Origin of the sequence: Nostoc sp., assembly GCF_036917655.1 — a bacterium.
Classification (GTDB): Bacteria; Cyanobacteriota; Cyanobacteriia; order Cyanobacteriales; family Nostocaceae; genus Nostoc.
On record NZ_JBALCY010000010.1, the window covers coordinates 12603 to 31656 of the forward strand.

17 protein-coding genes and 1 pseudogene are annotated in these 19054 nt (G+C 42.0%); 12 read left to right on the top strand and 6 right to left on the bottom strand.

Annotation, left to right across the window (positions count from 1 at the left end; translation table 11 throughout):
• Positions 1 to 113 precede the first annotated feature (113 nt).
• From V7K30_RS06325 to V7K30_RS06340, 4 genes are all read left to right on the top strand, one after another.
• Positions 114 to 524: a hypothetical protein gene (locus tag V7K30_RS06325; RefSeq protein WP_334998209.1), complete on the top strand. Its 411-nt coding sequence runs from the start codon at positions 114 to 116 to the stop codon at positions 522 to 524.
• Positions 521 to 652 (top strand): hypothetical protein, encoded by a 132-nt coding sequence (locus tag V7K30_RS06330; RefSeq protein WP_334998211.1) that lies wholly within the window; start codon positions 521 to 523, stop codon positions 650 to 652. The genes V7K30_RS06325 and V7K30_RS06330 overlap by 4 nt, the downstream gene beginning before the upstream one ends.
• 633 nt (positions 653 to 1285) lie before the next feature.
• Positions 1286 to 2890: an NAD(P)H-hydrate dehydratase gene (locus tag V7K30_RS06335; protein ID WP_334998213.1), complete on the top strand. Its 1605-nt coding sequence runs from the start codon at positions 1286 to 1288 to the stop codon at positions 2888 to 2890.
• Positions 2891 to 2964: 74 nt separating this feature from the next.
• Positions 2965 to 3498 (top strand): REP-associated tyrosine transposase, encoded by a 534-nt coding sequence (locus V7K30_RS06340; RefSeq protein WP_334998215.1) that lies wholly within the window; start codon positions 2965 to 2967, stop codon positions 3496 to 3498.
• Positions 3499 to 3569: 71 nt separating this feature from the next.
• Here V7K30_RS06340 and larC read toward each other — a convergent pair whose 3' ends face one another.
• Complete coding sequence (larC, locus tag V7K30_RS06345; RefSeq protein ID WP_334998217.1) at positions 3570 to 4856, bottom strand: nickel pincer cofactor biosynthesis protein LarC; 1287 nt, start codon at positions 4854 to 4856, stop codon at positions 3570 to 3572.
• 113 nt (positions 4857 to 4969) lie between these two features.
• Here larC and V7K30_RS06350 point away from each other — a divergent pair, with 113 nt between their 5' ends.
• The 3 genes from V7K30_RS06350 to V7K30_RS06360 all read left to right on the top strand — a co-directional run bounded on the left by V7K30_RS06350 (position 4970) and on the right by V7K30_RS06360 (position 8158).
• A complete protein-coding gene (locus V7K30_RS06350; protein WP_334998219.1) occupies positions 4970 to 5629 on the top strand; it encodes an L-threonylcarbamoyladenylate synthase in 660 nt (219 codons plus the stop codon).
• A 409-nt stretch (positions 5630 to 6038) separates the two neighbouring features.
• Positions 6039 to 7259 (top strand): HetZ-related protein, encoded by a 1221-nt coding sequence (locus tag V7K30_RS06355; RefSeq protein WP_334998220.1) that lies wholly within the window; start codon positions 6039 to 6041, stop codon positions 7257 to 7259.
• Positions 7260 to 7681: 422 nt separating this feature from the next.
• Complete coding sequence (locus tag V7K30_RS06360; protein ID WP_334998222.1) at positions 7682 to 8158, top strand: PD-(D/E)XK nuclease superfamily protein; 477 nt, start codon at positions 7682 to 7684, stop codon at positions 8156 to 8158.
• Here the strand turns inward: V7K30_RS06360 and V7K30_RS06365 are convergent.
• On the bottom strand, positions 8130 to 8987 hold the full coding sequence (locus V7K30_RS06365) for a DNA adenine methylase (RefSeq protein WP_334998224.1): 858 nt from the start codon (positions 8985 to 8987) through the stop codon (positions 8130 to 8132). The genes V7K30_RS06360 and V7K30_RS06365 overlap by 29 nt on opposite strands.
• 165 nt (positions 8988 to 9152) lie before the next feature.
• Here V7K30_RS06365 and V7K30_RS06370 point away from each other — a divergent pair, with 165 nt between their 5' ends.
• The 3 genes from V7K30_RS06370 to V7K30_RS06380 all read left to right on the top strand — a co-directional run bounded on the left by V7K30_RS06370 (position 9153) and on the right by V7K30_RS06380 (position 11051).
• The gene (locus V7K30_RS06370; protein WP_229488077.1) at positions 9153 to 9359 is read left to right on the top strand and encodes a DUF751 family protein; all 207 of its coding nucleotides are present in this window, start codon (positions 9153 to 9155) and stop codon (positions 9357 to 9359) included.
• 127 nt (positions 9360 to 9486) lie between these two features.
• Positions 9487 to 9906 carry a 30S ribosome-binding factor RbfA gene (rbfA, locus tag V7K30_RS06375; RefSeq protein WP_334998226.1) on the top strand — a complete coding sequence of 140 codons (420 nt, stop codon included), beginning with the start codon at positions 9487 to 9489 and terminating at the stop codon, positions 9904 to 9906.
• A gap of 908 nt (positions 9907 to 10814) precedes the next feature.
• Complete coding sequence (locus V7K30_RS06380) at positions 10815 to 11051, top strand: DUF4327 family protein (RefSeq protein ID WP_334998228.1); 237 nt, start codon at positions 10815 to 10817, stop codon at positions 11049 to 11051.
• 851 nt (positions 11052 to 11902) lie between these two features.
• Here V7K30_RS06380 and V7K30_RS06385 read toward each other — a convergent pair.
• Positions 11903 to 12256, bottom strand: coding sequence for a hypothetical protein (locus V7K30_RS06385; protein WP_334998230.1), 354 nt, complete (start codon positions 12254 to 12256; stop codon positions 11903 to 11905).
• Positions 12257 to 12345: 89 nt separating this feature from the next.
• Between V7K30_RS06385 and V7K30_RS06390 the strand changes: the two are divergent.
• A pseudogene (locus V7K30_RS06390) lies at positions 12346 to 12709 on the top strand (ISLre2 family transposase); the annotation flags it as partial.
• Between the two features lie 81 nt (positions 12710 to 12790).
• Here the strand turns inward: V7K30_RS06390 and V7K30_RS06395 are convergent.
• From V7K30_RS06395 to V7K30_RS06405, 3 genes are all read right to left on the bottom strand, one after another.
• A complete protein-coding gene (locus V7K30_RS06395; protein ID WP_334998232.1) occupies positions 12791 to 13363 on the bottom strand; it encodes a hypothetical protein in 573 nt (190 codons plus the stop codon).
• Between the two features lie 237 nt (positions 13364 to 13600).
• Positions 13601 to 14950, bottom strand: coding sequence for a cytochrome P450 (locus tag V7K30_RS06400; RefSeq protein ID WP_334998234.1), 1350 nt, complete (start codon positions 14948 to 14950; stop codon positions 13601 to 13603).
• Between the two features lie 92 nt (positions 14951 to 15042).
• Positions 15043 to 16935, bottom strand: coding sequence for a lipoxygenase family protein (locus V7K30_RS06405; protein ID WP_334998236.1), 1893 nt, complete (start codon positions 16933 to 16935; stop codon positions 15043 to 15045).
• Between the two features lie 1314 nt (positions 16936 to 18249).
• Here V7K30_RS06405 and V7K30_RS06410 point away from each other — a divergent pair.
• Positions 18250 to 18726 carry a hypothetical protein gene (locus V7K30_RS06410; protein WP_334998238.1) on the top strand — a complete coding sequence of 159 codons (477 nt, stop codon included), beginning with the start codon at positions 18250 to 18252 and terminating at the stop codon, positions 18724 to 18726.
• Positions 18727 to 19054 lie beyond the last annotated feature (328 nt).

The window sequence follows — 19054 nt, forward strand, 5'->3', positions numbered from 1 at the left end:
ACAAAGCATAGCTTTGGCGGGGTGGGGTTCTTCGGGTTTAAAGCGGACATGATATAACACAAGGATTCCAACTATGTCAGCATTAAGCAGGTATAGCAATTCTCTTAATTACCTTGATTTTTCCAGGTTTGGCAGTGGTGGGAGTATCGTTATATTGGTTTAATCTCGATTATGCAGCACTGATCAAAGCTGAAAGGTATGTGGAAAATCTGGTAGAGGTGGGAAAAGTAAATGATAGACAGTTAGAGTCCGCCTATCATCGCACCCACATTCATCGCATCAATAGACCTCTTGCACGAATGCAAAACTACCCCCAACCCCTAACCCCTTCTGCCATCCTTGGGAGAAGGGGAGGCAATTTCAAAGTCCCTCTCCCATCCTTGGGAGAGGGACTTAAGGTGAGGGCTTTTGATTCATGCAAGAGGTCTAATGTATTTGCCGATGGAACTTGGGGATTACTGAAAGGAGTAATCGCAGCGCTAGGCATACATGGATTAGTCACTATTAAACAGAATCTCCAGTGACTGATTATCGGTATTCTCTTCGGATTCGCGGATCGGGCGATCGCCACTTGTATGAATACTTTGCTGCTATAGAACAGCAAATCGAAATATTCTTCGAGCGCTTGCAGCCTAGCGAGTACGACTTGTGATTTTGGCTATGGCACTCAAGGGTTCACTCAATCAGGCATGGAAACTGTTCTGGAACAGTCAAAAGACGGTTTGGTTAAAAAACCGAGTAGTTCCTCACTGTGCCAAATCAGCCGATAGTACGTCCTAACCGGCGTGGAAACCGGAAAGCTACCTGTCAACAAACTGACTCAGAACAGCATTTCATTAATTCGTAGCGAATTAAATTTGGCAATACCTTACAATGCCAATGCATTGAGATGCAATGTTAATGTATCTCTCTGCAATGTTAATGCGTTCTTCTACAATGCCAATGCATCCCAATACAATGTTAATACGTCGGCCGCATTGTTAATGTGTCCCTTTGCAATGCCAATGTATCCCCCTGCATTAAAAACGCTACATTTTTACGCAAAACTGTACTAACAAATTGATCGACTACCGCAATTCACTCAAAGCTAACGTCAATTAGCAAGGTGAGAAGTTGTTAGGTGGTAAGCACATCCAAGGTAAGCTGATGAGTAAAGTAGTAAACCTATTGTTTAAGATATTATGTGAAATAAAGAGTTTTGAAATCTGCTAAAGTTTCAGGGTAACTGAAACTCATAACTCAGCACGGGCTAAACCATAGCTACCGCTAACAGGACTCAGGACTGATGCAGAACAGGCAAGAAAAAATTTCGCAAGTGGTAGTGACTGCTGGGCAGATGCGCGATATTGAAGATCGGATCTTTGCAGCGGGAATGCCTGTAGTAGCTTTGATGGAAAAGGTCGCGGGATTAATTGCCCGTCGCATTCAAGAGATATCTCCAGTCTTCCTTAAAAAGGTTTGCCCCGTTCCTTCAAACACCGCCTTTTTAAGGGGATCGCCACAGACGGCGGGATCTCGTGTCGGAATTCTTGTCGGCCCCGGTCATAATGGCGCAGATGCTTTAGTAGTAGCTCGTGAATTACACTTTCGTGGGTATGAGGTTTGGATTTATTCTCCTTTCTCTAAGCTTAAGGAATTAACTTCGCAGCACTTGCAGTATGCTCAGAGTTTGGGCGTTCCAATTTATCAAACAATTGAGCAACTGCCAAATTCTGATTTGTTGATTGATGGCTTGTTTGGGTTTGGTTTAGAAAGAAACCTCACCGATCCCATCGCCTCTGCAATTAATCAGCTAAATGAATTGCCTGTGCCAATTTATAGTATCGATTTACCTTCGGGTTTACACACCGACACAGGCGAAGTATTAGGAACTGCCATTCGCGCCACTCACACTTTTTGCTTGGGTTTATGGAAACTAGCTTTCTTCCAAGATCAGGCGCTAGAATATCTCGGCAAAGCTGAGTTAATCGATTTTGATATTCCTTTAGCTGATGTGGAAGCTGTTCTAAAAGATGCACCCAGGATTAAACGTATTACATCAACAACGGCACTTGCTACTCTACCTCTACCCCGTCCACCAGTTACCCACAAATATAAGGAAGGACATTTACTGTTGATTTGCGGTTCGCGGCGCTATGCAGGTGGAGCAATTTTAACTGGTTTGGGTGCTAGGGCTAGTGGTGTGGGGATGCTTTCGATTGCCGTACCCGAATCGCTAAAATCTATTTTGGTGTCACACTTGCCAGAAGCGTTGATTGTCGGTTGTCCAGAGACGGAAACTGGAGCGATCGCTCAATTGCAATTACCAGAAAAAACTGATTTGAGTTCCTTTAATGCGATCGCTTGTGGCCCAGGTTTAACACGAGATGCCACTCCGATTGTGGAAGAGGTAATTAAGAGCGATCGCCCTTTGCTTCTCGATGCCGATGGTTTAAATATCCTCGCACAAATGGGAGCGATCGCCACGTTAAAAAAACGTCTTGCCGTAACCGTACTCACACCCCACACTGGCGAATTTGAACGATTGTTTCCTGATGTCGCCGATGCCAAACATGACAGGGTGAAAGCAGTACAAGAAGCAGCAGCGCAAAGTGGGGCTGTAGTGTTGTTCAAAGGGGCGAGAACTGCGATCGCAAACCCTCAAGGTGCCGTTTGGATCATTCCTGAAAGTACACCCGCCTTAGCGCGTGGCGGTAGCGGTGACGTGTTAACTGGGCTACTAGGCGGATTGTTGGTGCAAGCGACAACTAAACAGATTCCCGTAGAAGATATTGTGGCAACTGCCGCTTGGTGGCATTCACAAGCCGGTATTTTAGCAGCCCAAGAGCGTACCGAATTAGGTGTAGATGCGTTTACATTGACACAATATTTGATAAAAGCTCTAACTTAGTTAATTCCCTCGTTCCCAGTCTCCGACTGGGAATGCCATCCTAGAGGCTCCGCCTCCAATTTAAAAATAAAATCATGGGACGCAGCCGCTACCACGTACTAGGAACCCAGCCACACTTCCTCACCTGCACACTTATAAATTGGATACCACTATTCGGCAAAGTTGAATTTACACAAATTATTTTAGATTCCCTCAATTTTCTGCAACGTCAGCAGCGTTTAACTTTGTACGCTTACGTAATTATGGAAAATCATCTCCATATAATCGCCTCAGCCGCCAGTTTATCTAAAGAAATAGGAAATTTTAAATCATTTACGGCTCGTTGTATTATTGACTTACTTGAGAAAAATAATTCCAACTACATACTTAACCAGCTTGAGCTTTACAAATTAAAACATAAGACAAAACAAGAATATCAACTTTGGCAAGAAGGTTTCCATCCGCAGGCGATTCTGGATGAGGAAATGTTTAAACAAAAGTTAGATTATATTCACAACAATCCAGTCAGGCGTGGTTATGTGGATGATCCGGTACATTGGCGGTATTCTAGTTGCCGCAATTACATGGGGGAATTAGGTTTATTACAGGTAGAGTTGATTGATGTATGAGGGAAGGCGGAGCCTTTTGGATAGCATTCCCAGTCGGAGACTGGGAACGAGGAAACGAGGAATGAGGAGATTTAGCCATTGACTAAATACCAACGCTGTAGCGCCAGCCTTTGAATTTCGCGCCAGGGAATATTATGTTTTCGGGCTAACTCTGCACAATCTTCATATTCTGGCTGCACATTAGCAATAACTTTTTCTGGTGATTGTCCATTCCATGCTATTTTAACACGCACTTTGCCATATTCCGTTTCCACTTGTTGAATTTCCCGTTGTAAAATGGCGCGTTGCTGAGTTGTTCTCCGAATGCCCAAAGTAGTGGTTTCGCGGAATACAACCGCTTCACAACTGAGCAAATTTTCTGGATGACAAATCACAGTCAGCAAAATCCCTGGACGAGACTTTTTCATGCCGATCGCTTGGGTAAAAACATCCACCGCACCAGCCGCAAACAACGCCTCAAACACATAGCCGATCGCTTGCGGATTTAAATCATCAATTTGGGTTTCTAGTACCGATATCGTTTCTAAATTTGAGCTAGTATCCTCAGAATAGCTGAAATTAGACTGTAAACTTGCGCTTTCACCCAACCAGAGGCGTAGAATATTGGGAATGGGTAAATTTATGGTTCCTGCTCCCAGTCCTATCTGCTTGATAGCGATCGCGGGTGGTGAACCAAAATCTCTTGCCAAAGTAGTGGCGATCGCAGCTCCTGTTGGCGTCACCAGTTCTCGTTCAATCCCATTGCTATAAACTGGACAACCCCGCATTTCCCACAGCTTTAATACTGCTGGTACTGGTACCGCCATCTGACCATGTGCAGCCCGAACAGTGCCGCCACCAGTCGGGAACGCCGAGCAATAAAGTAAGGGTAATCCTTCCTTATTGCTCTCAATCCCCAACCAATCCAACCCCAGGCAAGTACCCACAATATCTACGATCGCATCTACAGCACCTACTTCATGAAAATGAACTTTTTCATGGGAAATTCCATGTACCGCTCCTTCTGCCACTGCTAGCTGTTGGAATACCGCCAAACTCCAAGCTTCTGCCCGTGATGGCAACCCTGCTTTGAGAATCATTTGCTCTATTTCTGGCAAGTGGCGTGTGCGATCGTGACTGTGTTCGCGATCGTGGTCGTGGTCGTGATGATGATCGTGTACTAAATCCACATGGACTTTAGTCGCCTGTTGACCATTGCGTTGGACAAATTCCGCCCTTAACTGATATTCCTGTTCAATACCCAACCCATTGAGTTTTTCAATTAAATACTCCACAGGAACACCCAAACTTACCAAAGCACCCAGGCACATATCACCAGAAATTCCTGTCGGACATTCAAAATAAGCAATTTTATTCATAATAAATTAGTCATTAGTCATTGGCATTGATCAATAATTAATAGTTCTTCTCCCTCTGCTCCCCATCTCCCCCACTCCCTACTCCCTACTCCCTCATTCCCCCATTCTCCCATATGGCAAAAATTTTCCCAGTTCATCCGGATAATCCTCAAATTCGCCGAATAGAGGAAATAAAGTCGGCGCTCTTTAGTGGCGCAGTCATGCTTTACCCTACTGATACAGTCTATGCGATCGGTTGTGATTTGAATGCCAAGTCGGCGGTAGAACGAGTGCGGCAAATTAAACAGCTAGCAAATGATAAACCACTGACATTTTTATGTCCCTCGCTTTCAAATGTGGCAACTTATGCCTTCGTAAGTGACACAGGCTATCGGATTATGAAGCGCCTGATTCCAGGGCCATACACGTTTTTACTCCCAGCGACTAAGTTAGTACCGCGATTGGTGCAAAGCCCCAAGCGGAAAACTACTGGAATTAGAGTACCAAACCATACTGTGTGTTTGGAGTTGCTGGCAGCCTTGGGCAATCCGATTATTTCAACTTCAGCACATCTGCCACCAGATGAAGCAGATAATGGCATGATTCGGATAGATCCAGAAACTGTTCATTCGCGGGTAGAGCTATTTGACCGTTTGGACAAGTTGGTAGACATAATTGTAGACACTGGCAAGGAACCTACATATGAAGTGTCTACCATCTTGGATTTGACGGAAGACGAACCAGTAATGATACGGAGGGGTTTAGGTTGGGAAGCAGCAGCAGCATGGGTATAAGAATTCCACTTCACAGGCGCACCTCTCCGTTTCGGAAATTGTGATAAAAACAACTCCAGTTTTGAAATTGTCATATTTAAAAGCCATGTCTACGACGGGCTGTTCGGTGACGCAGTGGATATAACAGGATGGCGGCAACAGTTGGCACAGCAAGGTATTTGACAACTTTGAGAAAATGGTGGGTACTCGTGTGCCAGCGTTAAGAATAGTGGCTTGTGACAAAAACCGACACATTGCCATAACTATAACTCTTTCGTATTTCCTACAGTTTTATATATGACCTTTAGATATGAGCATTACATACGGCAAGTTTTGATGGATGAATGCCTAAAGATTCAAAAGCCAAGTCCGGTCTTGATTGCTGTGTCTGCGTTGTAATTACGGTGCAATACTACTACCTGGAAAAGTCATGAAAGCTAACGTCATCAATCTACCAAACTCTACACCCATTTTTGAGAACCACCTTTCGACTGAAGAATTTTCAGACAGCAGCAGCGATACCTTGATTGAATTGCTGTGTGAGGAAATACAACCGCAAGTGAAAGCAGCACCCAAGTGCATAGAAGCTTTAGCAAAGCGCATAGCCATAGAAGTAGAACGCATTTGCGATAAAAGCTCCCGTATTCAAACATCTGGGGAAATCAAATCCTGGCAGATTACGTTGGCAAGGCATCGGATGCAAAAGTGCTTACGTTACTACCAACTAGGTTCCAAGCAAGGGCGGGTAGAATTACATAGCAATTTGGGTGCTATGGTTTACCGTCATGTAACTATATCCGGCTCTGAGTTGGGCTTTGAGGCTCGTTACAGCCTGATTGAAGATTTTTTACAAGCATTTTATATCGAAGCTATCAAAGCTTTCCGCAGAGAAAACGAACTACCTAACGATCACACGCCGCGTACTCAGCTGCAATTAGCTGAATACATGTCCTTTACAGAACAGTATGCCAAACGCCGGATCAATTTACCTGGTGGTGCAAATCAGCAATTGATTATCTTGCGGGCCCAAGGTTTTGCTCGTCGTCAGCCGCAAGAAACTACCGTGGATATTGAAATGGCGGTGGAGTCTGCCAAGGGTGAAGAAGCAGAATCTTACCAGCGTAACTCGGCAGTGCAACAGTTGCGATCGCAGATGATTGCCCAAACTAATTTCGATCCATCAGAAGAGTCAGAACGCGATCGCGTCATCACTGAATTGATGAAATACCTAGAGTCTCAAGGTCAATCTGACTGTATGAACTACCTCAGCTTGAAACTCCAAGACCTCTCAGCCCCAGAAATTGACCAAATTCTCGGTTTAACTAGCCGTCAGCGCGATTATCTCCAACAACGGTTTAAATACCATGTAGAAAAGTTTGCCAAACAACACCACTGGCAATTGGTACATCAATGGTTAGGCGCAGGTTTAGAGCAAAAGTTGGGTTTATCTTCCCAGCAGTGGGAAATTTTTGTGAATCAACTCACAGAACAGCAACAGCAAATATTACAGTTAAAAACTGCCCGACAAAACGACCAAGCGATCGCCAAAGCCATCAAATGCACCCCCAAACAATTACAAAAGCGCTGGACTCAACTTTTAGAAATAGCATGGTCTATCCGCAACGGTCATACTGAAGCCCAGACAGGCTAAAGCTAAGATGAAATAACTAAAAGACATTATCGAGCTTATCACTGGGATGAGGAGAGCGAATTTACCTTAGACACTAAGTACAACATTTCATTAATTCGTAGCGAATTCTCTGCGTGCCTCTGCGCTTACCTCTGCGCCCCTACCCTGCGGGAAGGCGAAGCGCCTATGCGTTTAAATTTCACCCCTTAATTCGCCACGATCTTACGCAAATAACTATTATCTGAATTAGTAACTCGTTCCTGATCCAAATTATTAATACATTTGTATTTATTTAGTACAAAAATACTAAATTTTTCGGATTTTTTACCTATTAATCCAACCTTGTTTAGTCAAAATCAAAAATTCATATTAAGCAACTGACCCTTTTTTACTACTTCTGTGAAATCCTATAATAAGCAGGACTTTTGGCAGAGGGATTTAGGATGGCTCTGACTCAAGGCGGACGGGCAAATAAGTCTGGGAATATTTTAGAAAAAAATGTAGAAGCAATCTTGAATGGGCACAATTATTTCCAAATAGGGAACTATGTCCCAAAAGAATTTATCCTAAATGCTACTTTATTACCAAAACGCTATGGAAAAGAAGTTTATATTGGAACCGGAATTTACCATACCGATCTGAAGGTTGATTTTTATGTTGTCGGCTCACCTGCAATGCCATCTGGTTTAATTTTCGAGTGCAAATGGCAAGAAAGTCCCGGTTCTGTTGATGAAAAGTTTCCTTACTTGAACATGAACATTCAGAACTATTATCCTGCACCAACTATCGTGATTTTAGGCGGTGAAGGTATGCGAGAAGGTGCAAGCAAATGGCTGAAAGCAAGAGTTAATGATAACCAGAATTTATTAGCAGTTTATAGCTTAGATAGATTCATTGCTTGGGCAAATAAAAATCTTTAAAAGATGTAATTAATAGTTCGTCAATCATGCCTCTATTTTTTATGTTTGAGTTAATTGATCGTGCTGCTTTGATTCTGTAGCTTTCAAAATTGATATCTGTATAAATATTTCTAATAAATTCGCTATCAGAATTACATACCATAACTTTGACACCACGACTTGCCAACTCTGCACAAGTATCTCTTAAAAGTTCTTGGTCTTTTTTACTAAAACAATTTTGACTATAAGCAGTGAAATAGCTAGTGTCACTTATAGGATGGTAGGGAGGGTCAAAAAATACAAAGTCATCACTGCTAGTCGCATGATTTAGGACTTCTGTAAAATCTGCTTGTTGGATTTCTGCATGAGAAAGTGCTATTGAGGCTACTCTCAGTAAATTTTCATGACAAATATTGGGATTTTCATATCTGCCTAAAGGGACATTGAATTTGCCCTGTGAGTTGACTCGATACAGACCATTAAAACAAGTCTTATTAAGATAAATTATCCGAGCAGCTTTTTCTATAGCAGTACCCCCAGAGTTGTTTCGGATACTGTAGTAATAATCTTTATCATGTCGGATTTTATGCTCTTTCAATAGAGAAATTAATTCCTCAACATGATCTCTAACACAACAATAAGTGTTAATTAATTCGCCATTAATATCAGTTAAAATGGCTGCATTTGGTTGGAGATAGAAAAAAACAGCACCACCACCTAAGAATGGCTCATAGTAATTTTTATAACTATTGGGAAAATAAGGAATATATTGCTGTATCAACCTACTTTTACCCCCTGCCCACTTCAAAAATGGACGCGGGCTAGTTTCTTTGGGGATTTGAATTACCATTTACTTCCGATTTAACTGAAAATAATCGCGGCTAAATAAAGCCAATATAACCGACGAGCCATATTTTATATTAACTGGCTAATTTTCCGGCCACATAGATTACAATTGAGTAGATAAAGGATATCAAAACAAACGTAAGTATATAACAAGGCAGTTTACATTCAGATGTTTGACGGATTTTGGGATAACGTCTTTCGCTACCCCCGGTACTTAATTACTATCGTCTTAGGACTGTTTCTGAACACCTTTGCGCCATTAGTGCCACTGTTGAAGCGCCCAGTCACCTTGATCGCCATCTTGGGTTTATTTGTGAGCAGCCTAGTCTTCCTGACTCTCACCCTACGGGCAATGTTGGGCTTGAGTACAATCTAGACTAGCGCTATATCGGGGCTGTGCCCCACAGACGGTTGCTCTTGGCGTTGCTCCCGCTAAGTACTGTCTACCCAATTTGCATATATTTTTTTTTGTCGTACAACCTCTGTGATGAGGCGAAATTTTTATGGCTACAAATCGTCGGGTTTCCCGCGTTGCTGAACTGATCAAACGGGAAGTTAGCCAAATGCTGCTCAACGGCATTAAGGATGACCGTGTGGGTACAGGAATGGTAAGTGTTACTGATGTTGATGTTTCTGGCGATCTCCAACACGCCAAAATCTACGTCAGTATCTATGGTACAGATGAAGCTAAGGTAGAAACAATGGCAGGCTTAAAGTCAGCCACAGGTTACGTCCGCAGCGAACTTGGGGCGCGGGTACGGCTACGTCGGACACCAGAGGTGATCTTTCTCGAAGATCGCTCCATAGAACGCGGCAATAAGGTACTGGCACTACTAAACCAACTTAACCATGAGCGTCCGCCAGAAAATCTGGTACCACTAGAAGACAGCACGGTTCAAGATGATGAATCATCTAGTGAATAAGTAACTTAAATAACAATGTAACTTCAGAACAATTAATCTCAGCAAATCCGCCAAACAGTTTACAGACGTGACTAGATCGCGTCTGTTTTAATGTAACCATAACCTACTTCAGCGATCGGTAGTTGCATGTATACGCTTTCTCTTTACCTTGGCTTTCGTCTTTACTCTAGTGCCAAAGGGCAGTACGAATACCAACCCTTCTGTGCAGATGCATAAATGCTGCTTGTCTCAAGCATTTTTATGTGTGTCCTAATTACGAATTAGTATTACTCCATCCTTTTACAGATGTTTATCAAAAGAAAACTGTGTAATATTAGTGCTGAAAATAACCAAGCTATTACGGTTTTACTTAATAAATTGTTAACAGATGCTAAAGTAAAAGCCTTCGTAGTGTACTCTAACTGTTATTGTTTGCAACAATTTATACCCTAGTGCCTGACAAATATTCTTGTGTTGTTTACCCTTAGATAAATACCAGCAGTTCTAGATCCGGCTTTAAGGTGATTATTTGATATGTAAGCGATGCCTGCGGCGGGCTATGACGCTCTCTACGAGACGCTGCGCGAACGCTATCGGCGTCGCGATATGAATTCTTCCCACCCGCCAAATCTTGCCTAAATACAGTGATGGCAAGACTTTCAGACTTGTTGAATAAAAGTTATACAGCCACCCTAGCAGGTTAAGTGAACTACTCAGAATTTTTTTTGTAAAGCGGATTTTCCCTAAATGTCAGGATTTGTTGACTTTCTTAACATTTCTTGAGATAATTTCCGGATATGTAGCGTCAAAATAAAAATAGTTCCGTATAGCAAACTACAAAATCTTAGCCACAAGTCTAATTTCTGTAATGTTTGTTCCTAATTATTAACGGGAACACTATCGTAAGTGTTAATTTGTGAGTAAAAACCATGAGTGTGAATACGGTGCCTTCTATCAGTTACTACTCTCTAGATGTGATTCAAGACGAAGCACGCCGACTGGTGCAAAAGGGAATGGTTAGCAGACAACAGCCAATATATACCCTCTGCCAATACATTCCAGCGAGAGAGTGGGTTTGCGTTGAATGTGAATTAGAGAAATGTGACTTTTTGTTACGCGATCGCATTGGCGACCTAATTGGTCGTGAACAATGGGACAACGACTAAGCAATGTTTGATTTCTGATTTGGGATTGGGGGTTCATTTTCGATGTGTGGATGTCACAATCAACTATCCTACGCCCAATCTGGGGGATAATCTCTGGTTTTTGATGAGCATTGCCCCATTATAGAATCTTGCGTTTTTCATTAACCCAGAAGCATTTGAGTCTGAATTTATACAAATTTTCAAGTTAAAGAAGGCATCAGAACCATTTGTTCTGTATATCTGGTGCTATAACTTGAGTCTAGTATGTAGATTCTCTAACCGGGGCGGTTCCCAATGTTGAACTGCTCCGGTAATTTTTATCAAAACAGAATTCAGGAGTCAGAATGAATTCTGAATTCTGACCGAAAAAGCGGATAGCGTAGGGCGAAGGAGTCCGCGAACGTCTGAATAATATCATGTTCGTATTCAGATCAAACACGCAATTTCCCGTAGTTTAGATCCCCCAACCCTCTTTTTAAGGCAGGGCTGTTTCATTCGATAAGGTAGGGATTTTGTCAACAGCATGGGCGAGAAATTTGGGGAAGTTGGGGAAGAGAAAAATTACCATCTCAACCAATAAATTTCAGTGCGATCGCCATTTTATTGTCCAATCAGATTTTTTAATCACCTGATTGTTTTGATTTGGATGCTTGTAAATCAGAGCCTTTCAGGGAATGAAACAGCCCTGTGGGTTAGGGGGGATCGAAAATCTAGGTGGTACATCGAAAAATTTTCACTCTTCTTATCAGACTAGGCTTTCACGTTAAGTTGACACCAATGCAAGGACAAGATCCCCTCCGATGGGATGTTTTTTTAACTAGAAGTCCCTTAATAAAATGCTGTAGTAATTTAGAAACCAAGTTTCGCACAGTTTAGCCCACTTGCTCTAAGTAATTATTAATGTCTTCAATGATGCGGGTAAGTTCAGCTTCAGTAGTCAAGCGGATGTTGATGTTGCGGACAGTCAGTAAAACTTTGGCTGCGAAGGGTGTCGGCCAGATATTAGGATTACAGAAAATTTCTAGAAATACTTCACCCGTATAACGATATTCCAAGGGAGGCTGGGGAGTGACTTTACCGCCGCCAGGAGTGGGTTTAGTGGCGACAGCTTTTAAGCGCTCCATCAGTTTATCCGTCGCTGTCTTTAATTCTCGTGCTGCTTGGAGTGAAAAACTGAAGGAGACAGAACCTTCAATTAGGTTCAATGTTAGAGGAGTTGAAGACATATGTTTTTTATTAAAACTTCTTGATAAGTACTAATATTACCGGAAGAAGGGGGCTAAATCCCACTCTGATAGTTCCCCGTGTCTTCTTGAAAGACCAGTGGTTCATGTATCAGACACTAGATTTAATGAAAAACATGGGTAAATTTATCTCCGAGGCGACTGGAGAGAGCGAAATTATATTTTAAAAGCGTATAAAAGGAGGCTTTTAAAATATAACGAGGTTACATCACGAAAACTACCTCTTGGTAGTGGCGCGGTTGAAAGTAAAATTGTCAAGTCGTTAACTTACGCATGAAAGGTAACAGTAAATTCTGGTTAAAAAATAACGCAGAAATTATGTTGCATCTTCGTTGTCAATGGATAGCAGGAAGTTGGCATAATTTTTGTGATTCTATCTTTAATTCGTTTATACAATTGTTCCAAGTCACCAACGGAATCGATAAATATGAGTAAAACAAAAAGTTCTGCGATCGCCTTGGATTTCGGCAACAGCAGTTGTTTTAGAGTCACTTTAGCAGGCTGTTACTAATATTATTATAGGCGTTGTTTTTTTGAGCTTATTGCAATCACTAAACACTCATTTGGAACCCTGGTAAGCATATCGCTAAAAGCAGGAGTATAACGACCATCTTCATCAACAACTCTACGGAGAGTATACTCACCAGCCCTAGAAAGTCCACCGAACCAAACGTTCTTTCTGTGCCAAATATCTCCATTGAAGGAATTTTTGCCTTGGGACATTGTAAAACTTACAATCGCTTTTGAAATTGGTATTCCCAGCAAAAAAGGTATGACTTGGGCTTGCTGCAAAGTTTCATCTTCAAACTGAATTTTGTAAGTGAACTCAAACCATTGAATGAAACGTAGTAATATCCAGCCGCCAATCGAGTTATGAAAAGTCCACTGCAACGGTGCAAAGAGTGGTAATAGCAAAGCTCTGTTCTGTGTATCCCATTCTAAGTTGTACATAGTGATGCAAGTATCTGGCAGTGGATTGCCATCCATAAAAAACACACCCTTGAGGACAGATGGTAAGTTTGTTTCTTTGATTGGAATCATCCAGGTTGCAATATTATTAAGTTGCTTTTTCTCGATTAATTCAGCCATACTAATTTGTAATTCCTAATTCTTAATTAAGATACAACCAAAAAAAACAAAATAATTACAGAGTCTTAAGAGAATACCTGAAAATTTGGCGATCCACCAAACAGTTGGAGATACCCCAAAATTCACTTTTTGAAGTGTGACTTTGAACTTCTTATTCCCTTTTAAGGGGGTTAGGGGATAAAAAAATATTTGATGCATCTCAAACATCCTCTAACTCCAAACTCCTTACTTCTACACTCACACCCGTTGAGCAAAACCTTGTAGCACTAAATTATTAGGAGTAACGGCAGTCACTTTTTCAAAATCCCACTTAACTTCTGTAATTGAGTCCCATTGATAGTTCTTGAACAGATGTAAACAGAAAATCTTGATAAAGCCAATTGATAAAGTTCTACCAGGACAGGCTCGCTCATGCCCTTCGCCGTTCCAAGATAAGATATCTGAAAAATTCCGTGTTAGGTCAAAATCATCTGGATTTTGGTATCTATTAGCATCCCGATTAGCCGTCAAAATAGAGCCAAGCAAGCGAGTGCCTTTTTGGAATGGACATTTTTGTTCTCCAATCTCAACTTCACCCCCTTCAGTGGTAAGTTGGCTAACAAATCGCACAGGTGGATAGAGACGAGCTGTTTCCAGAATCACTTGATTGAGAAGTGTTGACTGTTCTAGAGCGTCTGGATCTAAACTTTCCTTACCATTCCAAACTGCATTGACTTCTGACACTACATTATTTCTGAGGGCATTATCCAAGCATAAAACACCAATAACAGATCCCAAAAGCCCACTCGTGCCAGCAGTCCCGGCGATATGAATCATATCGAAAAGGCTATTAGCGATTTGGTGTTCGTTCAACTGATACTGAGCACCTGTTTCAAAGTAAGATGCCCATTTGGTAGATTGTTGATATTTCTTGGTTAAATACTGACGATGCCGAATTTTTGGCGCTGTTAATATTGCCAGCAGATACTTGCTAATAAAATTTGGCAAGGATGCGAGAGCCAAACCTTTTATGTAACTACTTGATGCTGCGATTTCTTCCTCAGATAAAGATATCTGAAAAACCAGTTGGTGCAAAATCGACAGCATAATCTTTGGCAAATCGTTGCCGATGTGTAATTTGTCCTGTCTAGCAGCCTCTAACAGGCTTTGCTCAACTAAATTCCCTAAAAAGTCTATCTGCCCTGACGGTTCCGGTAAGGCTTGTAAGAACACAGCACGCAGTCCTGTGTGTTCGTTCCCGTTTGTTCCCAAGCTCAGAGGATTATCGAGCAGGTAGCTAGGAGCTAATATTCTGATGATGCCTAAATCATTTCCGCGCAGTTGTGGTTGGGTTTGCATTAGTTCTCTCACCTGGGTGTGAGAGGAATGCATGATTGCTTGGTCTACTGCAAAATACTTGTCTCCAATATTATCCTTACGGATGTAGAGAAAGTCTCGCCATGCGTTGAGCATGATTGAGGCATCCATGTAATAAAAAACTAAGCGTAGAAGCTTGCCGATCGCAGTGTCATAACCTACTTTGGCTAGTATAGGTGCAAGCCAAAGCTGGCGATCGTGACCTTTGAGGACTTTATCTTTAAGTGTCATAATATTTACTTTGGGGCATTGGGCATTGGGGATGGGGCATTGGGCATTGGGGATGGGGCATGGTTTTCCCCTCATCTCCCTCAGTCCCTAATTCAGATATTGATGCTCTGAGGAATTTTAGAAGGAAGCAGATACTCATAAGTTGGACGCTGCAAATTACGTTGCTTGATGGTATCTTCTACCTGCTGAAGATTATTCTGGAATGTCTGTAATAATGGTTTTACTTTCTGGTCTGTAAAGTATCCTTGCTGATAGTCGCCCAGCTTGTTGTAGTATACAGACCCCAACAAGGTGAGTAGGTTGTATTGCCGTTGCGCCTGATCTAAGGGGGGTAGCAAATTGAGGTAGTCTTGCTCAGTAACTTCTCTTTTGAGCGTTGAGGCTGGTAAATAACCTGCCGTTGGTATGGCTGGGGCATAGCTCATCAAATCTTTTTGCGGAAAGTTAACGGCTGCGTGTTGAGCGCTGGCAGTGAAAATAATCAGCGTAGTGGCATCAATCAGGTAATTGAGCGTTTTGATGCTCCCATCTTCGCCAAAATCAGGGATGCGACCACCATCATAAGCTGAGATTTCGGCTGCCCACGCTTGCAGGGCTGTGTCTTTCTGAATGTCTTCATCCGTGGTGTAGTAAAGGTTTAGGTAGCCTGAAACCCATTGATGAATAGCATCCCAGACTAATAGTGCATCATCCCGGTAAGGATAGACAGGCAATAAGTTGGGATCATCCACACCGCGCTGTTGGAATTGCTTGCGTAAGATGGCACTGTTGAAACCATAGTTTTGCAACCCTAACACTGCTAAAACGCGAGAGTTATCGATTGATGCTGAGAGTAATCTATCAACGCCACCGGCGGGAGCAATGAGAATGCGTTGGGCGGCATCGTTAATTGCTAAAGTGCTGTCAAAATGCGGGCGCAGCAGAATTATTAGGGGGTGGATGAGTGGCAGTTGTCGATAAGTTGCGATCGCAAAAACACCAACTAACAGGTGAGTTCTTCCTAAATGAGTAATCGGTTCGTGGAAGTTGGCATCTGCTATTTGGACAACTGTTTTGGCAAAAAGCCAAGGGTATTTGCCGGAATTAGGGGTAATGATCGGATAATCTGGGCCAGGGGTTTGCCCGCATTGAATGGCTATCGGACGCAATAGACGGGTGGGTTCTGAGCCTTTGGGCAAGGCAAACAGTGCTAGGGGAGCATAGACATATTTTTGATCATGTGGGAATGTACCGTTGATCGCACCGGATAAAATTTTATAGTCAGCTAAGTAGAGCCTTCCTTCAAGTCCTGCTGCTGCTAATGAATCGTCAGTTCCCATCACTGCTTGGTAATGTTCGTCTGTGACTGGGAAGCGATCGCCTGGACTGGTTACTCGCTCGATCATCACGGGATTGTAGCCGGCTACTCGCATGTAGGCAAATACTTCATCTTCATCGTAAGTTTTGGCGATCGCTGGTACACCAATCACCGGAAACAAATTTTCGTAATCCTTGAGACTGGTTGCATGTCCTGTGGGCTGTCCTTCATATAGAAGGGTAATTACCCGATTTAGAGTATCTCTGAGGATCACAAGTCCGTTTTCTTTCAGAATAGAATAGAAAAGATCGTCGAGTTCTCTAAGATCCTTAGATATCCCTTTTAGCAAAAACTGAGGGATAATTTGCAGGATTCTCGCCAGAATGCTGATTCGGGCTGGTACTGCTCCCTTAAGCAAAGCTTCTAAAATAAACTTTTCGACATCATCACGAATCGATTTTGAACCTTGATTGCCTCTGTTGACAATCAAGGTATTGACAAAAATAACTCGTAACTGCTGGGCTAATAAAAAATACCAGTTAGTGGTAAACTCTTCCGCCAAAGAAAGCTGATCCACCATAGCAATAGATGGAATATGGGTGTAGTTATATTGATACTCTTGCCTAGCTATATCTAGGGTATGAGTGTTTGAGGAACTTATCGAATTATCTGGTGATGAAGCAGTCATTGACCCTACTCACGTGTAGTACGGAGAACTTTAACAGTTTAGGATAAAGCACTTAATCAATAATAAAATGTTGCTCACCCTAGTTTTCGCTTTTTGGGCGAAAGCGCCAAAAATATAGTCGTGTAGCCATAATATCCCTGATCCGGTGAGTCCTCTAAACGGGACGCTCCGCGAACGCAGAACCCATAGGGTAGGTGGGTTTCCCGTGCCCTGTTAACTGGCTTTCCCGTTCGGCTGGACATTTTATTTTTTGGATCTCCCTAAACAGGTTTGAGTTAGCTAAACGTATTATCGCAATCTAGTTTAAAATTCTGATTTTTCTAAAAGAAATTTTATGGAATTTCTCGAATCCTGAACGACGCATTGAACCTTTAGAAATCTTGCTCTGCCAGAAAATCCACAAAGGTGAGGACATATCCCAATACTTGCAAGTTTTGGAGTATCTAAAGTTACCTTAAAATTCAACTTTTTTTGTCCAAACAACGCATTTCTTCAGAGCCAGCAGCCATCTCTGATATCATGTCCGCATAATTAGTTACGATTCCCACAGTCATTGCACCCCACCCCTTAATCCCCTGGGAGACAAAGCATAGCTTTGGCGGGGTGGGGTTCTTCGGGTTTAATAAGCAATCAAGCAGACATGATATGAGTTTCTAGAATTTGGTTTCTGTTTTTCAGCATCTAGTTTGGGTGACGTAGAATCTACTTCTTCTCAAAAATTCTTCATCCGGCTACCATGCAGATTCTCTACCATCCAGCCAATGGTTTCTCGGCCGTCCTGTATCGACTTGTGAGGCTTAAAGATGAACAGACCCCTTTCGGCTAAGATTTTTTTGCTAGCAATGAAAGTACTGTAACTAAGTACTGGTAGTCAATAGCATCCACCGAGAACCGTAGAGGTCAGCAGTCCAACATTCCTGCCACAATTGCGTCACTGAGGGCTTTTGTTGGGAAGCCCACAGCATATCTTCTATAGGGATAATCACATGAAAAGCATGTGTTATTCTGACACAAAATTGACACAATAATGACATATATAAACAGTGTATAATCAACTATAGTTTTAAAAATTACTCATAGTTCCTGTCTAGTTAACTGCGTTGCTTACAAATCTAATATTGCTTAATCAGGTATTAACCAAGGAAGCGCTATTAGATAATTTTTTTTGTATAAGATATAGCGGTTCATGACCGGGTAAGGTACGTTTTAAAAGCTACTAACCTTGTTAAAAAAACTTTGGTGTACCTCAGTTGCTTAGGAAACGCTATATCTTAAATCAGTTAATACCTGTCTAACTAAAAAAATCAATGTGAGGTGACAGTGAAAGTTTTTAACTTCTATAAAATTAGCCTGGCTTCAGTGTTGCTAGCTACACCCTTATGTGTTTTCTCTCTTAAAATACTTGCACAAACTCCAACTCCTCAACAACCAGCAGTTATTATTAATAGTGGTTCTACGAATACCTGCAAGTATAGAATTCGCGTATTGCCGTCAGGAAAAGCAACTTACACTGTTTGCAACAGAAAAGGTGCAGGTGAAATTAATGTGGACACGACCACTAAATTTTTCAAGGATATTTTAGCAGCTAAACCACTGTCAAAATTACCATATAAACCATGTGCGAAACCTGTTTCGTTCAGTACGTCAACTGTAGTAAAATATGATGGGCAAAAATCTCCAGATATTAGCTGTCCAAATAATGATTTTAGAGTGACAAATTTGAATGATGACGCCAAAAACATTCAAGAGCAATTGAAATTTTCAACTTCCAAAAATCCATTGTCAAATTGAGCCATGAACACCCTTAGTGGTTTCAAACTCGATTTCTACAAACTTGATTACCAGCTAGTAGCAAAATCCCCAATGATGTCATGTCCGTTTGATTACTGATTAAACCCGAAGAACCCCACCCCGCCAAAGCTACGCTTCGTCTCCCCTCCCGAAGAGCGGCTATCCATTAGTCACATCTTTCTTAACATTTCTGTAAGGCAGACTCAGAGGGAATAATAGAAGTAAGCAATGAGAGGTAGGGTCGAGGAGAGCGTTACTGCTCTTCCCCTCCCATCCGAAACCGTGCGTGCGACTTTCACCGCACACGGCTACTCAGTGTGTTAACTAT

Bases quoted from the DNA above. Each gene is read 5' to 3' on its own strand.
- V7K30_RS06405 (WP_334998236.1), bottom strand. From the start codon at position 16,935: ATGACTGCTTCATCACCAGATAATTCGATAAGTTCCTCAAACACTCAT.
- V7K30_RS06350 (WP_334998219.1), top strand. From the start codon at position 4,970: ATGGCAAAAATTTTCCCAGTTCATCCGGATAATCCTCAAATTCGCCGA.
- V7K30_RS06335 (WP_334998213.1), top strand. From the start codon at position 1,286: ATGCAGAACAGGCAAGAAAAAATTTCGCAAGTGGTAGTGACTGCTGGG.
- V7K30_RS06370 (WP_229488077.1), top strand. From the start codon at position 9,153: ATGTTTGACGGATTTTGGGATAACGTCTTTCGCTACCCCCGGTACTTA.
- V7K30_RS06400 (WP_334998234.1), bottom strand. From the start codon at position 14,950: ATGACACTTAAAGATAAAGTCCTCAAAGGTCACGATCGCCAGCTTTGG.
- V7K30_RS06340 (WP_334998215.1), top strand. From the start codon at position 2,965: ATGGGACGCAGCCGCTACCACGTACTAGGAACCCAGCCACACTTCCTC.
- V7K30_RS06380 (WP_334998228.1), top strand. From the start codon at position 10,815: ATGAGTGTGAATACGGTGCCTTCTATCAGTTACTACTCTCTAGATGTG.
- V7K30_RS06355 (WP_334998220.1), top strand. From the start codon at position 6,039: ATGAAAGCTAACGTCATCAATCTACCAAACTCTACACCCATTTTTGAG.
- larC (WP_334998217.1), bottom strand. From the start codon at position 4,856: ATGAATAAAATTGCTTATTTTGAATGTCCGACAGGAATTTCTGGTGAT.
- V7K30_RS06385 (WP_334998230.1), bottom strand. From the start codon at position 12,256: ATGTCTTCAACTCCTCTAACATTGAACCTAATTGAAGGTTCTGTCTCC.
- V7K30_RS06395 (WP_334998232.1), bottom strand. From the start codon at position 13,363: ATGGCTGAATTAATCGAGAAAAAGCAACTTAATAATATTGCAACCTGG.
- rbfA (WP_334998226.1), top strand. From the start codon at position 9,487: ATGGCTACAAATCGTCGGGTTTCCCGCGTTGCTGAACTGATCAAACGG.
- V7K30_RS06360 (WP_334998222.1), top strand. From the start codon at position 7,682: ATGGCTCTGACTCAAGGCGGACGGGCAAATAAGTCTGGGAATATTTTA.
- V7K30_RS06365 (WP_334998224.1), bottom strand. From the start codon at position 8,987: ATGGTAATTCAAATCCCCAAAGAAACTAGCCCGCGTCCATTTTTGAAG.